Here is a 15903-nt window from a genome sequence, read left to right as displayed (position 1 = left end):
ATTTGAGTGATTCAGTACCTAATCGTGAAGATTATTGTTCTTATTTTTAAGATAAAACAATCCGATAGCCAAACATACTGTTGCAACCCCAATCGGGTACCAAAGCCCTTCTAAGTACCATGTTGCATGTCCTGCTTCTTTTCCTGTAGTGACCAGATAAGTTGCCACTGCCGGAAGAAGTCCACCGAATACTCCGTTTCCAATGTGATAAGGCAATGACATTGAAGTGTATCGGATTCTTACAGGGAACATTTCAACAAGGAAAGCTGCAATAGGGCCATATACCATTGTTACAAAGATCACCTGGATGAATACGAGGAAAATCAAATACCATTTAGTATTATCACTCAATTTTAAACTTTGAGAGACTTTGGCTTCCTCAGCTTTTCCGTCTTTCATGACAACTCCTGCAGGCGACCAGTGAACAATACTGTCTTTTTTGATTAAGGTTCCATCGGTATAAAGAGTTTCCTTGTGAAAAGTAACTAAACTGTCTGTTGCGATGTCATTATGAATTTTTGCCGTTCTTTTTTCTGTAATTCCATTAGCTGCAACTGTTTTACTTTCAAGGTTTACACTCTTGAACATGCTGTCGTAAATAGGTCTGTAGGCTAAAATAGCAACCAGCATTCCGGTCATCATCACTGCTTTTCGCCCAATTTTATCAGACAGCCATCCGAAAAATACAAAGAAAGGAGTTCCTAAAAATAAGGCTGTTGCCATTAGTGAGTCTACCTGTGCAGATTCTACATTCATTACCTTTTGAAGGAAGCTCATTGCGTAGAACTGACCTGTATACCAAATTACCCCTTGTCCCATCGCAGCTCCAAATAAAGCCAATAAGACAAACTTGAAGTTATATTTATTTCCAAAACTTTCTTTTAACGGATTTTTAGATGTTTTACCTTCACTTTTAGCTTTGGCAAAAAGAGGAGATTCCTTCATGTTTTTTCTGATGACATAAGAAACGGCAACCATTAAAATCGAGATCCAGAATGGAACTCTCCATCCCCAGGTATCGAATTCTTCTGCAGACAACGTTGTCTTAGTAATGAGAATGACAATTAATGAAATGAAAAGTCCGGCTGTTGCAGTAGTTTGGATCCATGATGTCCAGTAACCTCTTCGATGAGGTTGGGCGTATTCTGCAACGTAGGTGGCGGCCCCTCCATATTCTCCTCCCAGAGCAAGTCCCTGCAGTAATCTTAAAATTAAAACCAAAACCGGAGCCATAAAGCCAATGGTTTCATAACTTGGAATACATCCGATCAGGAAAGTGGAAAATCCCATGATCAGTAAAGTAACAAGGAAAGTATATTTTCTCCCGATAATATCTCCCAGTCTTCCGAAAAATAACGCCCCAAAAGGTCTTACCACAAATCCGGCAGCAAAAGTAGCCAGGGTAGATAAAAATGCGGCAGTAGGATTATCGGCAGGGAAAAATTTGGTAGCTAAAACAACGGCCAAGCTTCCAAAAATGTAGAAGTCGTACCATTCTATTAATGTTCCGAGGGATGAGGCAGTGATTACGCTCCAGATGGTGCGGTTTTTCTGCCTGTCGGTCATATTTTCGTAGCTTTCGTGATGATTTTCGCTCATATCGATTAGTTTTTGATGTTATGGGAATAGGATTTTAAATTGATTTTTTTAAACCATTAAGGGCTTTTAAGGGGTTAAGAATAATTAAGGCATAACTGAAGTTATTATTAAGGTGAATGCTTTATCCATCTTTGATGGAGCTTAACTTATCTTAATTTTAATGGGTCAAGTTTTATAAATAGATTTGAAACTGTACAATAAATTCCCCTTTAGAAGATGGGCTTTCTGTAGGACTTGTATAAATAGGCCTTGTTGAATATTGTGTGGTTATTTTTGCATGATGTCCGTCTATGAACCAGTTGGCGCCTACATCAAACTGTGATGAAGATTTATCAAAAGCCTCAAAACTCTTGTGCGTATAAGCGGCAAAAGGCTGTATTCTGATTTTTGGCTTTTCTGCCTGACTTGGTAAAAGTAAACCAGCCTGTGCGTAGATAATATTACCTGTTCCGATAGTCGGTTGTAGATTTCCTGGTCCTGCAATGGCTTTATTGCCGATGAAATTAGGATCTGATGCTCCAATATTCATCGTTCCCAGATTTCTTACATAATTAGGTCCGAAATTGTAGTTGTAATATCCGGCATATGCAGAAACGGTCATTTTGTTTTTTGCTTCTCCCAGGGGAATATCTGCGAAAGCATCTACTGCAAAAAGAGTAATGTCGTGTTTCTCAATGTTTGAATTCACGGAAGTTTTTGTTCCGTCAGCCTGATGATAAAAACCTGCGCCTACATTGAAAACCTTTTTTGTCCCAAGGTAAGAGCCTACTTTGAAAGGTAATGCGTTGGATTCTTCGTCAAGAAATTGATATTCAACATATCCTGCTTTTGAAAAACTGGGATTTCCGTTGTTGTCTACAGCTATAGCCTTCGAAGGATCTGTTACATTCACAGGAATCATATCTGTGGCGAAAGGTTTATTTAAACTGAAACGATATTCCAGTTTTCCGTATTTTCCTTTCGCAAACATTCCCAGTTGTCTTGCAAACTGGTCGGAATTGTCAATCAGTGGCCATGAAAAAACAGGTGAATCTAATGTGAGGAAATTAAGGGTAGAAGCCATGGTCATACGGGAAAGCCCCATGTAGTAATGAAGACCTGCTCCTAAAGTTAAACTGAATTTTCCTGCTTCTCCAGGTAAAATAACTGCATATTCGTTCCAGGCATCATGAAAAAATAATTGTGTTTTCTTTCCGTTTCCATAACCTCCTGTACCTGAAGTGCCTGTAGCACCGCCATTGATGAACGTCTGATTGTTAATCCCAAAATGGAGTAGGATCATATATCTTTTAGAAATTTGCGCATAGGTTAAAGCTCGTAATCGTCTGTTTCCCAGGCTCCATGAATTGTCGGTAGGTTCTCCTCCTACCATGGTTCCGGGGTTCATAGAAGTGTTTCTTAGCCAAAACTGGTCCCATAAAATAAATCTGACGAATTTATCACCGTTTTGGTTGAGGTTAATTTTTAAGCCATTGCCATAATCAGGAGAGCCTTGTGAGTAGGCAGAACTGCTGATTAAGGCTAATCCAATGAATGTAAGTAATTTCTTCATAAATTATCAATTTTTGGCGTTGTTTTTTGTGAATGCCAAATTGTAATTAATAATTTATTTATGAAAATTTAATATATATTAGTGGTAATAGTATAGTTATGGGGTGTTTAATGTTATATGGGTTCGGATTTCGAGATCCGGGATTTTAATCTAATCGGTTTGTAAGTATTTGATATTAAGAAATATAATTAAATATAGTGGCTCGCGCCTCGTATCCCGTAACTCGCACCTTGCGTCCCGCACTACTTCTTAAACCTTTCCCACTTAATCAGCATGTATTTATCTGCAAACTGAGTAATGATAATCCCTGAATTTTTAATGTTTTCTTCTTTGGCAATATAGTCAATCAACTCATTTTGTTTTAATATCTTATAAACAGGATGGAATTCAGAATGAGGAGGTCTGGTAATATTGTACTTTTTAATCCATGAACTTATTGTAACGTGTGAAACTCCGATAATTCTTTCAATTTCACGGTAGCTTAAACCTTCCAGATAGAGCTGAAGCGCTTTCGTGACATAATAATCATCAATTTGTTTTCCCAGTTTTTTGACGGTAAAATAATAGTTGCAGTTTTTGCAGTGGAAGCGTTGTTTTTCATTGATGATGCCGCTTTTTACTACTTTGCTGCTGTTGCATTTAGGGCAGGTATTTTCCATAACTATATTATTTTAGCAAATATATAATAAATTAGCAAATGTATATTTTTTAATAAAGATAATTTTACCTGTTTAAAATTTTAAAACAAAAAAAATATCTTTTTTATTTGGTTTTTAAAGAAATTATATTTTAAATTTGCCAAAAAAATTAGATAAATAAATGGAAATAGAAATTTCCTCATGCGAACATTTAATGTATGTGAGTGAAATACAGCAGGAAATGTACGATTCTGCACAGCGTAGAGGGACGGGTATCGCAAAACGTTCTATAGAATATTTGAGTAAGAAGATTTCAGAAGGCAATGCTGTGGTAGCCACTGAAAACGGTGAGTGGGTAGGTTTCTGTTATATAGAGACCTGGTCACATGGGAAGTTTGTGGCTAATTCGGGATTGATTGTGTCACCGAAATTCAGGAACGGAGGAGTAGCTACTCAGATTAAGCAGAAAGTTTTCCAATTATCTAGAGATAAATATCCGGATGCAAAAGTATTTGGTTTGACAACAGGTTTGGCGGTGATGAAAATCAATAGTGATTTAGGCTATAAACCGGTAATTTATTCTGAACTGACTCAGGATGAGGAATTTTGGAATGGCTGCAAAAACTGCGTGAACTATGAGATTTTAATGATGAAGGAACGCAAAAACTGTCTGTGTACAGCGATGTTGTTTGTTCCTGAAAATGATAAAAAAAAAGATGAGGTAGTAGATAATCTACCTGAAAATAAATATAATGGAACGAGTCAAGGTGATTTTGGGTATGCTGCTCAGAATTCTATTGGAGAGTTTCAGATGACAATTAATAAAAATAAAAAGAGTCCAGATGAAAAAGAAAGTCATCTTAGCGTTTAGCGGAGGTTTAGATACTTCCTATTGTGCTAAATATCTTAGTGAAACACTAGGGTATGAGGTGTATGCAGTTACTGTAAATACCGGAGGTTTTTCAAAAGAAGAAGAAAAAGAGTTGGAGAGAAAAGCTTTAAACCTTGGGGTGAAGGAATACAGGTGCGTAAACGCTCAGGAAGATTATTATAATTCATGTGTGAAATATTTGATTTTCGGGAATGTACTGAAAAATAATACCTATCCTCTTTCCGTAAGCGCTGAACGTACCATTCAGGCACAGGAAATTGCAAAATATGCGATTGAAGTAAAAGCAGATGCAATTGCACACGGAAGTACAGGAGCTGGAAATGATCAGGTTCGTTTTGATCTAATCTTTCAGGTGATGTGCCCAAATATTGAAATCATTACACCCATCCGTGATATGGCTTTGTCCCGTGAGGAAGAGATTGAATTTTTGAAGGAGAACGGATATGAAATGGAATTCCATAAGGCACAATATTCAGTGAATAAAGGTCTTTGGGGAACTTCGGTAGGAGGAAAAGAAACATTGACTTCCAGAAATTATCTTCCGGAAGAAGCTTTTCCCTCTCAGATTAAAGAAACAGAGCCTTCAGAAATGGAGATCGAGTTTAAAAACGGAGAAGTGATCGGAGTGAATGGAGAAAGCTTTGAGCATTCTGTATATGCAATTCAAAAAATAGAGGAATTAGCTTCACCGTATGGAATTGGTCGTGATATTCACGTAGGTGATACCATTGTTGGGATTAAAGGACGAGTAGGATTTGAAGCAGCAGCGGCATCGGTGATTATCAAAGCGCATCATTTATTGGAAAAGCACACCCTTTCAAAATATCAGCAAATGATGAAGTCTCAGTTATCCGACTGGTATGGAAACTGGCTTCACGAAGCACTTTTTTTAGATCCTGTGATGAGAAATATTGAGTCTTTCTTAGTGGATTCTCAGAAAACAGTAAGCGGAAAAGTATTTGTGACTCTTCACCCATACAGATTTATTCTTAATGGAATTGAATCTGCTCATGATCTGATGTCTGATAAATTCGGAAGCTACGGAGAAGCCAACAGAGCGTGGTCAGGAGAAGATGTGAAAGGATATACGAAGATTGTAAGTAATTCTTTAAATATATACCATCAGATTAACCAGAATATCAACTAGTTCCGAAAGGACAATGTAATGAAAGGCAGCATAAAATTCTGCCAGAATCAAAATGAAGAAAACAGTAGGAATCATTGGTGCTAACGGTTATACAGGAAGTGAGCTGATACGCTTACTGGCTTTTCATCCACATGTGACATTGAGTTTTTTATATAGTCGTTCGAATTCGGGAACAAGAATTTCGGATCTGTACCCGGATTTAACGACAGTTTGTGAAATGGTTTTGACGGACAAATCTGGAGACGTAGATATTCTTTTTCTGTGTCTTCCCCATAAAGAAAGTCAAAACTGGTTAACTCAGAATTCTGTTAAAGATGAAACGCTGGTGATTGATCTTGGAAACGATTTCCGTTTGGAAGGAAATTTCGGAAAGAGAGATTTTATCTACGGATTGCCGGAAATCAATAAAAAACAACTGGTAGGTGCTAAAAGTATTGCGAACCCGGGATGTTTTGCTACGGCCATTCAATTGGCTTTATTGCCATTGGCAGAAAAAAGAGTATTAAATGAAGTTTTTACTACAGGGATTACAGGTTCTACAGGGGCCGGACAGTCTCTGCAGGCAACCACTCATTTTACCTGGAGAAATGATAATGTATCAGCTTATAAAACATTAACTCATCAGCATGTAGATGAGATTTTGCAGCAGCTGAATTCATTCAATAATAAAAAAGAAGTAAACCTGAATTTTGTTCCATGGAGAGGAGATTTTGCAAGAGGAATTTTTACAAGTTCCACCATGAAGACGGATCTGAAGCTGGAGGAAATAGAACAATTGTATCAGGATTTTTATGCGGAGGAGCCTTTCGTTACGGTAAGTAGCAGGGCAATTGATTTAAAGCAGGTTGTCAATACCAATCGCTGTGTGATTCAGATCGAAAAGAGTGGAAATGTTGTCGTTATTCACTCAGCGATTGACAATTTGTTAAAAGGTGCTTCAGGACAGGCAGTACAGAATATGAATCTGGCAATGAACTGGGAAGAAAATGCAGGGCTGAACCTGAAACCGATAGCATTCTAATTTATTAATAAGGTAGAAGGTTGTAGATGATAGGTTGCAGTAGTGTGAAGAATAACTTTAGATCTGCAGGCTTTCAACCATCAACCATCAAACTAACAACTAGCAACAAAAATGAATTTATTCAACGTATATCCATTATTCAATATAAATCCTGTTAAAGCTCAGGGATCTTTTCTTTGGGACGATAAAGGAGAACAGTATCTTGATTTTTACGGAGGCCATGCTGTGATTTCTATTGGTCATAACCATCCGCATTATCAGAATAAGCTGAAAGATCAACTGGAAAAAATTTCTTTCTATTCCAATTCGGTTCAGAATGAATTACAGACTGAACTGGCGGAAAAGCTGGGAAAATTTTCAGGATATGAAAATTATAACCTTTTCTTATGTAATTCAGGAGCTGAAGCCAATGAAAATGCTTTAAAACTAGCATCGTTTCATAATGGGAAAAGCAAAGTGCTTTATTTTTCCGGTTCATTCCATGGAAGAACTTCTGCAGCTGTTTCCGTAACTGATAATCCGAAAATTGTGGCTCCGGTTAATTTTTCAGAAAGATTCATCAAATCAGACTGGAATGATGTGCAGCAGCTTGAAGAAACTTTTGAGAAACAAGGAAATGAAATTTCTTCTGTTATCATTGAAGGAATTCAGGGAGTAGGCGGAATTATGATTCCTACCCCGGAGTTTTTATCTAAAATTAAAGAACTGTGCGACAAGTATGATGTTGTTCTTATTTTGGATGAAGTACAGTCAGGATATGGAAGAAGCGGATATTTCTTTGCTCATCAGGAGTTTGGAGTAGAAGCGGATATTATTACAACCGCAAAAGGTATGGGGAATGGTTTCCCTGTAGGCGGAGTTTTGATTCATCCTAAATTTCAGGCTAGTAATGGTCTGTTGGGAACTACATTTGGAGGAAATCACCTGGCTTGTGCGGCTTCAATTGCTGTTCTGGATGTCATGAAAGATGAAAATCTTATCGAAAATGCTCAGAAAATGGGCGAGTATATTGAAAATGAAATTAAAGATTTACCACATATTAAATCCATCCGAAGGAAAGGGTTGATGATCGGAATAGAACTCGATAGAGACTGTTCAGAAGTAAGGAAAGAATTACTGTTCGGTCATCATATTTTCACAGGAAACTCTAATGATAAAAGTGTCTTAAGGATTCTTCCTGCACTGAATATCAAACAAGAGGAAACCGATCTTTTCATCAATGCCCTGAAAATGGTATTGGGGAAGATTTAAACCGCAAAAGCCACAAAAGAATTTAAACACTTAAGTGATTTTAAGAAAATACTAAACGCTTAAGAAGTATCCTTAAGTTTTCGAAAATCTTTGATTTTCTTCTTATGTGAGCTTATATATTAAAAAAAATAAACTTTTGTGCCTTTTGTGGTTAGATCAACAATTAATGTGTAAACAAAATCTTTAAAATCAATTTTAAAATGAAAAAATTTACCTCTGTAAGTGATGTAGAAAACTTACAGGAAATCATAAAAAAAGCTTTACAGATAAAAGCAGATCCCCTTACTGAAACAGAAAAAGGAAAGGGAAAAACAATTGGACTTGTATTTTTAAATTCAAGCTTAAGAACCCGTTTGAGTAGTCAGATTGCAGCGCAAAATCTAGGGTTGAATGTTTTGACATTAAATGCAGCACAGGAAGCGTGGAATTTAGAGTTTGCTGATGGAGCTGTAATGAACGGTGACACTGTAGAACATATCAAAGATGCTATTGAAGTTTTAAATCAATATTGCGATATCATTGCAGTACGTTGTTTTGCAGGGATGAAGAGCAAGGAAGATGATGTGAATGAAAGTATCTTAAGCCAGTTTGAAAAACATGCGAAAGTTCCTGTTGTTTCTTTGGAATCTGCAACACGCCATCCGCTGCAAAGTCTGGCAGATTGTATTACCATTACAGAAAACTGGAAAAAAGACCACAAACCCAAAGTGGTATTAACCTGGGCTCCACATATCAAACCTATTGCCCATGCCGTTGGAAACTCTTTTGCAGAATGGATGCAGGAAATGGATGTGGAATTGGTGATTGCAAACCCTGAAGGGTATGATTTGGATAAAAACTTCACAAAAGATGTGAAGGTGATCCATGACCAGGATGAAGCCCTAAAAGATGCAGATTTTATCTATGTGAAAAACTGGTCTTCCTTTGATGACTATGCTGCAATGCCTGAAGTAAAAGGGGATTGGATGCTTACGAATGAAAAATTAGCCAATACGAACGCTGCGAAAGTAATGCACTGTCTTCCGGTTCGTCGTAATATAGAGCTGAGTGATGAGGTGATGGATGGAGATCATTCTATCATCTATCAACAGGCTAAAAACCGAATTTTCTCTGCACAGGCAGTGTTTAGTGAAATTTTAGATGAATTAAAAGCCTGAAATAATCCTTGTCAAGGTTTTAAAAATTGACAGGGGTAGAAAGAGGTAAGGATCTCAAAAAGTTGACAATGAAAGAAAAGTTATACATCATAAAAATTGGAGGAGCTTTAATTGATGATGAGGAATTATTAAACCAATTCTTAGAACAATTTTCTGAAATTCAGGAAAAAAAGATCCTTGTTCATGGCGGTGGAAAGCTAGCAACAACACTGGCAGATAAACTGGGTATCGAGCAAAAAATGATCAACGGAAGGAGAATTACGGATAAAGAGACACTGGATATTGTAACGATGGTATATGCGGGAGGAATCAATAAGAATATTGTTGAAAAGCTGCAGCAGAAAAAATGCAATGCCATTGGATTCTCAGGAGCGGACGGAAATCTGATTAAAGCTAAAAAAAGAGAACATCCTGAAATCGATTTTGGATTTGTAGGAGATATCAATAAGAAAAGTGTGAACAGAAAGCTGATTTCAAAACTCATCAAGCTGGACCTTGTTCCTGTGTTTTCGGCAATTACCCATGATAGAAAAGGAAATCTTTTCAATACCAATGCGGATACCATTGCTTCGGTGATAGCACAGGCCCTTTCAGAGAAATATGAAGTTGAATTGTTGTATTGTTTTGATAAAGAAGGTGTTTTAGAAGATGTAAACAATCCGGAATCAGTGATCAAAAATGTAACTGAGGAAGAGTTTACCGTATTAAAAGAAGAAGGAAAACTTCACAAAGGGATTTTACCCAAACTGGAAAATGCTCTGGGAGCCATAAAAAATAATGTAGATAAAGTGTTTCTGATCAAAGAAACAGAATTGAAAAACCATATAGAAAATCATCATGCAGGAACTGAAATCTGTTTATAATAAAGAAGAGCTATTGAATAATGCAGTCGGATTGCTTAAAAATTTGATTGAGATTCCTTCATTCAGTAAAGATGAGTTCAATACGTCAGTAGAAATTGAGAATTTTTTCAAAAAACATCAGATTCCTACTAAACGTTTTAAAAACAACATCTGGGCAGTGAATAAACATTTTGATGTATTTAAGCCTTCCGTTTTACTGAATACTCACCATGATACGGTAAAGCCCAACAAAGCCTATACGCTGGATCCGTTTATTCCTATTGAAAAAGAAGGTAAGCTGTTTGGTTTGGGAAGTAATGATGCCGGAGCTTCTTTGGTTTCTATGGCTCAGGTTTTTTTACATTTTTATGATAAAGAAGATTTAAAATATAATTTAGTTATTGCTTTGACGGCAGAGGAGGAGATTTCAGGATTTGATGGAATTGAAGCCTTATTTCCGCAGCTACCCAATGTAGAACTCGCTATTGTAGGAGAACCCACGCAGATGAATCTGGCGATTGCAGAAAAAGGACTTCTTGTAATTGATGGAGAAATGAAAGGGACTCCTTCTCATGCCGCTCATCCTAATGATGATAACTCGATTGTAAAATGTATGGAGGATCTCCAGAATATTTTAGCTTTTAAATTTCCAAAGGTTTCAGAATATCTGGGCGAAGTGAAAGTTACTTTATCTGGAATTCATGCAGGGGTACAGCATAACGTTGTTCCTGAGTCCTGCAATTTCACACTGGATGTAAGGGTAACAGACGAATATTCCAATCAGGAAGCGTTTGATATCATTCAGTCTCAGATGAAGTCAACGTTAATAGCAAGATCGTTCAGACTGAATTCCTCCAAAATCGAACTGGATCATCCGTTTGTAAAATCAGGAGTTGAAATCGGAAGGACCACCTACGGTTCACCAACTTCTTCTGACCAGGCGATTATCCCATGTGCATCGGTGAAAATGGGGCCTGGAGACAGTAGGCGCTCTCATACTGCAGATGAATTTATCTATATCCATGAAATAGAAGAAGGAATAGAAATCTACATCAGAGTTTTAGAAAAAGTGTTATAAAAGAGAGAAGTTAGAAGCTAGAGACTGGAAGTTAGTAAGAAAAAGACCATATGAGGTTATAACTAATTTCTAACATCTAATTTCTAATCTCTGAAATATATGTTTTGACTCCGCCCGGCAGGCACTAGAAGTTCAGTTTTTAATAAGATTTATGCAAAAAGAAAATTAGAAATGAAGGCTTTACATAAGGAAATGTTTTTTTATAGTTAATAGTAATAAGGATTGCCTTGCTGGGCTTGTCAAAACCCATCAGTATTTTAAATCAAAGAATATGAAAAAAATATGGCAGAAGGATGACCTTGCCACCAATATATTAGTCAATAACTTTACAGTCGGTAAAGACCTTGACTTTGACGAACGTTTAGCGAAATATGACGTAAAAGGTTCTATGGCCCATTGCACAATGCTGGCAGAAACCGGAATTATTACAAAGGAAGAATCAGAACAGATGTTATCTGTTTTGAATACTATTTTAAATAAAATTGAAGAAGGTAGTTTTGAAATTGATAAAGATGCTGAGGATATCCATTCTCAGGTAGAAGCCATTCTTATTGAAGAATTAGGCGATACAGGAAAGAAAATCCATACAGCGAGATCACGAAATGATCAGGTTTTACTGGATATAAAATTGTACTTATTGGATGAAATCCGTGAAATTACAGCACTTACAGACGAATTTTTCCAGATTTTAATTCAACTGGCAGATCAGCATAAAAACGTTTTGCTTCCAGGGTATACTCATTTGCAGATTGCGATGCCTTCATCATTTGGATTGTGGTTTGGAGCTTATGCCGAAGCGCTTTTGGATGATGTGGAAATGCTGTTTTCAGTAAAGAATATCATTAATAAAAATCCATTAGGATCAGCGGCTGGTTATGGTTCGTCTTTCCCAATCAATCGTGAAAGTACCACTTATGATCTAGGCTTCCAGTCGATGAATTATAATTCGGTATATGCTCAGATGACCCGTGGAAAGTCGGAAAAAATGCTGTCAATGGCCATGGCTACTTTAGCAGGAACGCTTGGGAAGTTTGCTTATGATGTATGTTTGTATCTAAGCCAGAATTTTGACTTCATTAGTTTTCCAAAGGAATTTACTACAGGAAGCAGTATTATGCCTCATAAAAAGAATCCGGATATCTTTGAGCTGGTTCGTGCACGATGTAACAGAATTCAGTCACTTCCCAACGAATTAATTCTTTTGACAAATAATCTGCCTTCCGGTTATCACAGAGATGTACAACTGACGAAAGAAATACTTTTCCCTGCGATAGACTCTTTAAAAGAATGTCTGGAAATCCTAAGTTATACTTTACCGAATATTAAGGTAAAAGACGGAATTCTGGAAGATGAAAAGTATAAATATCTTTTCAGTGTAGAAAAGATTAATGAAGAAGTGAAAAACGGAAGCTCATTCCGTGATGCTTATGTAAAAGTAGGGCAGGAAATTGAAAACAACGAGTTTGAATTTGAACCTGGAAATCTTGAACATACCCACCAGGGAAGTATCGGGAATCTTTGTCTGGATAAAATAGAATATCAGTTCAATAAACTGAAAAATAAATTATTGGGTTAGAATCTAAGCCGTTAAGGTCATCAAAACTTAGGCACTGTCAGTAGAATTCTAAAAGTAATTTTTAGCCTGCTGTCTTTTCGTTTGTGAACCTTAATCTTTAATAAATCTTAATTGCTTAAGTGATCTTAATGGCTGGATTGTAATTCCGCTCTTTGAATTTGATGATTGATAAATTGAACCATTAAGGAATATAAAAGTTTTAAAATTCGCTTACGAATTCCTTAATTATTCTTCACCTCTTAAAAGCTCTTAATGGTTTAAAAACAGAAGAGTTATTCCAGATCAATTTTAAACTTGGTAGATTTTTTTACTTCATGAAGTACAATGGAACTATGGTATTGTCCGATGTTGGGAAGATTTGAAATCACACTCACGGCGAACTCATTATAGGAATTGATATCTTTTGCGATAATTTTCAGCATATAATCATATTCCCCGGAAAGGCTGGTGATTTCCTGAACTTCATCGTATTTGGAAATGTTGTCCTCAAAGGTTTCCAATACTTTTTTGGATTGCTCCTTAAGACGAACATTGCAATAAACGATGATATTGAGTCCCAGTTTTTCACGGTTTAAAAGACCTACGTATTTTTCAATGATACCCTGTTTCTCCAATTGTTTGATTCGCTCATACGTAGGAGTAAAGGTAAGACCTATCTTTTCGGAAATTTCCTTAACCGATAGTGTAGAGTCTTCCTGAATAATACTGAGAATCATTTTGTCTTTTAAATCCATAAATAAAGTTGTGTGCTAACAAAAATATTAATTTTAAATGAGAATAAGGAAAGACTGAAGTTTTTAATTTATTTTAAACATAATTTTTGTAGGTTCATAAAATTGTTGTATCTTTGCACCTAATGAATAAAAAAGCATTTATATCATTAGATTTACCGGGCGAAAGCGCCCTTTACGATATTTATTGTTATTAAGCGAAGATAGTTGTCTTCGCTTTTTTTATGCCCAAAAATTAGAATTATGTTTACGATTACAGAACTAAGCACCGAGAGAATCAACAGTATACTGACAGAAGCACTGGCTTTTGCAAGCGGTAAAACTGCTAAAATTGAAGGAGAAGTTTTTTGCTCAAACCTTTTCTTCGAAGACAGTACAAGAACGAAAACAAGCTTCGATCTTGCAGAAAGAAAACTAGGACTTCAGGTAGTTCCTTTTGATGCATCACACAGTTCGGTAAACAAAGGTGAGAGTCTTTATGACACTGTAAAGACGATTGAAAGTATAGGAGTGAACCTTGTGGTGATCCGTGATAAGAAAGACAGATACTTCGAGGAACTGAAAAATATTAAGATTCCGGTGATCAACGGAGGAGACGGTACAGGAAACCACCCTTCACAATGTATGCTGGATTTGATGACCATCTATCAGGAATTCGGAAAGTTTGAAGGACTGAAAGTGGGAATTGTAGGAGATGTAAAACACAGTCGTGTTGCCAATTCAAATGCAGAAGCATTAAGAAGATTGGGAGCAAAAGTATACTTCTCAGGACCTGAACAGTGGTTTGACGAAGGAGCTTTGATCAACGGAACATATATGTCAGTGGACGAACTAATCGCTGAAGTAGATGTTTTAATGCTGCTAAGAATCCAACACGAGAGACATGATGCAGCAATGAGTTTCACTGCTTCAGAATACCATAAAAGATATGGTCTTACCAAAGAAAGAGAACAGGCCATGAAAAAAGAAGCAATCGTCATGCATCCGGCCCCGATTAACAGAGGAGTGGAGATAGATTCAGATCTTGTAGAATGTGAAAGATCAAGAGTCTTTAAACAAATGGAAAACGGTGTTTTCGCCAGAATGGCCATTTTAAAAGAAGCGTTGGAAAGTAAAGGGTATACCTTTAAATAAGAAGAAAGGTAAAAGAGCCAGGTTAAAAGTAAGAAGTTAAAGAGCCTCAGAGGTGCAACCTGCTAATAGCAATGGGGAAGCCCATAGAAATAAAGGATTTATATAATCCAAGCCCTGTAAGGGCGACCTGTTAATGACATATAAATAAATAATAAGAGATAATAGTTTAAAATGAAGAAAAAATTAATACTGGAGTCCGGTGAAGTGTTTCATGGAGAAGGTTTCGGAGCAGAATTGGAAACTGCAGGGGAAGTAGTTTTCAATACCGGAATGACAGGGTATCAGGAATTGATCTCTGACCCATCATACTGCGGTCAGATAGTTTGTATGACCTATCCGCTTATCGGAAATTATGGTATTAACCGTGATGATTATGAAAGTATTGAGCCGGCAATCAAAGGGCTTATCGTAAAAGAACTTTGCGATCTTCCTTCCAATTTCCGTACTCAGATTACTTTAGATGAATTATTTAAAAAGAAAAACCTTTCAGGAATTTCAGGAATCGACACCAGAAGACTGACAAGAGTTCTTCGTAACCATGGAGTCGTAAAAGGAAAAATTGTAAACGCTGATGCTGATGAAGCTGCGGTAGCTTCTGAGCTGAAAACAACAATTTTCCCAACCAATCAGGTTGAGGAGGTTTCTACAAAAACACCTTACGCAAACCCGAACAGAGGTTTCAAAGTTGTATTGGTAGATTTCGGTGCAAAACTGGGAATTATCAGAGAACTGTCTCAAAGAAACTGTGACATTATCGTGGTTTCTCAGGATACTACAGCAGAAGAAATTCTACTAATGAATCCGGATGGAATTATGTTGTCAAACGGTCCTGGTGATCCGGAAGATGTACCACACGCTTTAGATATGATCAGAGGGTTATTAGGAAAAGTTCCCATCTTCGGAATCTGTTTAGGACACCAATTGATTGGTCTTGCTTGTGGGGCGAAAACTTTCAAACTGAAATTCGGACACAGAGGAGGAAACCACCCGGTATTGGATCTGGAGAAGAACACCGTAGCAATCACATCTCAAAACCATGGATATGCTGTAGATCAGGAAAGTTTAAAAGGAACAGACCTTATCGAAACACACATCGCATTGAATGATAGAACAAACGAAGGATTGAAACACAAAATCCACCCTTGTTTCTCCGTTCAGTATCACCCTGAAGCGAGTCCTGGCCCTGAAGATGCAAACTACCTGTTTGATGAGTTCATTCAAATGATGGAGGACTTTAAGAAGTAAAACGGTACAATTGTCATTCTGAACGAAGCAATAGCGTAGT

Annotated in this window: 14 protein-coding genes; 10 read left to right on the top strand and 4 right to left on the bottom strand. The window is 36.9% G+C overall.

Annotated elements, in window-relative coordinates; translation table 11 throughout:
* Positions 1 to 18: 18 nt before the first annotated feature.
* The 3 genes from REB14_RS21230 to REB14_RS21220 form a co-directional block, all read right to left on the bottom strand.
* Complete coding sequence (locus REB14_RS21230; RefSeq protein WP_309523232.1) at positions 19 to 1599, bottom strand: MFS transporter; 1581 nt, start codon at positions 1597 to 1599, stop codon at positions 19 to 21.
* Between the two features lie 172 nt (positions 1600 to 1771).
* Positions 1772 to 3151: a porin gene (locus REB14_RS21225; RefSeq protein ID WP_309523231.1), complete on the bottom strand. Its 1380-nt coding sequence runs from the start codon at positions 3149 to 3151 to the stop codon at positions 1772 to 1774.
* A 242-nt stretch (positions 3152 to 3393) separates the two neighbouring features.
* A complete protein-coding gene (locus tag REB14_RS21220; RefSeq protein WP_079241217.1) occupies positions 3394 to 3810 on the bottom strand; it encodes an IS1/IS1595 family N-terminal zinc-binding domain-containing protein in 417 nt (138 codons plus the stop codon).
* Between the two features lie 160 nt (positions 3811 to 3970).
* Here REB14_RS21220 and REB14_RS21215 point away from each other — a divergent pair, with 160 nt between their 5' ends.
* The 8 genes from REB14_RS21215 to argH all read left to right on the top strand — a co-directional run bounded on the left by REB14_RS21215 (position 3971) and on the right by argH (position 12753).
* Positions 3971 to 4660 (top strand): GNAT family N-acetyltransferase, encoded by a 690-nt coding sequence (locus tag REB14_RS21215; protein ID WP_079241218.1) that lies wholly within the window; start codon positions 3971 to 3973, stop codon positions 4658 to 4660.
* On the top strand, positions 4632 to 5828 hold the full coding sequence (locus REB14_RS21210; RefSeq protein WP_309523230.1) for an argininosuccinate synthase: 1197 nt from the start codon (positions 4632 to 4634) through the stop codon (positions 5826 to 5828). Before REB14_RS21215 ends, REB14_RS21210 begins: the two co-directional genes overlap by 29 nt.
* Before the next feature lie 52 nt (positions 5829 to 5880).
* Complete coding sequence (gene argC, locus REB14_RS21205; RefSeq protein ID WP_309523229.1) at positions 5881 to 6849, top strand: N-acetyl-gamma-glutamyl-phosphate reductase; 969 nt, start codon at positions 5881 to 5883, stop codon at positions 6847 to 6849.
* A gap of 111 nt (positions 6850 to 6960) precedes the next feature.
* A complete protein-coding gene (locus REB14_RS21200) occupies positions 6961 to 8100 on the top strand; it encodes an aspartate aminotransferase family protein (RefSeq protein ID WP_309523228.1) in 1140 nt (379 codons plus the stop codon).
* A 200-nt stretch (positions 8101 to 8300) separates the two neighbouring features.
* Complete coding sequence (locus REB14_RS21195) at positions 8301 to 9257, top strand: N-acetylornithine carbamoyltransferase (protein ID WP_079241222.1); 957 nt, start codon at positions 8301 to 8303, stop codon at positions 9255 to 9257.
* A 68-nt stretch (positions 9258 to 9325) separates the two neighbouring features.
* Positions 9326 to 10120 carry an acetylglutamate kinase gene (argB, locus tag REB14_RS21190; protein ID WP_309523227.1) on the top strand — a complete coding sequence of 265 codons (795 nt, stop codon included), beginning with the start codon at positions 9326 to 9328 and terminating at the stop codon, positions 10118 to 10120.
* Entirely contained in the window at positions 10095 to 11177 is a 1083-nt protein-coding gene (locus REB14_RS21185; RefSeq protein WP_309523226.1) for a M20 family metallo-hydrolase, read from the top strand. Before argB ends, REB14_RS21185 begins: the two co-directional genes overlap by 26 nt.
* A 271-nt stretch (positions 11178 to 11448) precedes the next feature.
* Positions 11449 to 12753, top strand: coding sequence for an argininosuccinate lyase (gene argH / locus REB14_RS21180; protein WP_309523225.1), 1305 nt, complete (start codon positions 11449 to 11451; stop codon positions 12751 to 12753).
* 272 nt (positions 12754 to 13025) lie between these two features.
* Here argH and REB14_RS21175 read toward each other — a convergent pair whose 3' ends face one another.
* On the bottom strand, positions 13026 to 13487 hold the full coding sequence (locus REB14_RS21175) for an Lrp/AsnC family transcriptional regulator (protein WP_034696246.1): 462 nt from the start codon (positions 13485 to 13487) through the stop codon (positions 13026 to 13028).
* A gap of 240 nt (positions 13488 to 13727) precedes the next feature.
* On the opposite strand from REB14_RS21175, the gene REB14_RS21170 reads away from it, so the two are divergent.
* Positions 13728 to 14618, top strand: coding sequence for an aspartate carbamoyltransferase catalytic subunit (locus REB14_RS21170; RefSeq protein ID WP_309523224.1), 891 nt, complete (start codon positions 13728 to 13730; stop codon positions 14616 to 14618).
* 171 nt (positions 14619 to 14789) lie between these two features.
* Positions 14790 to 15863 carry a carbamoyl phosphate synthase small subunit gene (locus tag REB14_RS21165; RefSeq protein ID WP_309523223.1) on the top strand — a complete coding sequence of 358 codons (1074 nt, stop codon included), beginning with the start codon at positions 14790 to 14792 and terminating at the stop codon, positions 15861 to 15863.
* Positions 15864 to 15903: the final 40 nt, after the last annotated feature.

Source organism: Chryseobacterium metallicongregator, assembly GCF_031324065.1.
Classification (GTDB): domain Bacteria; phylum Bacteroidota; class Bacteroidia; order Flavobacteriales; family Weeksellaceae; genus Chryseobacterium; species Chryseobacterium metallicongregator.
This window is presented reverse-complemented; position numbering and strand designations above follow the sequence as displayed.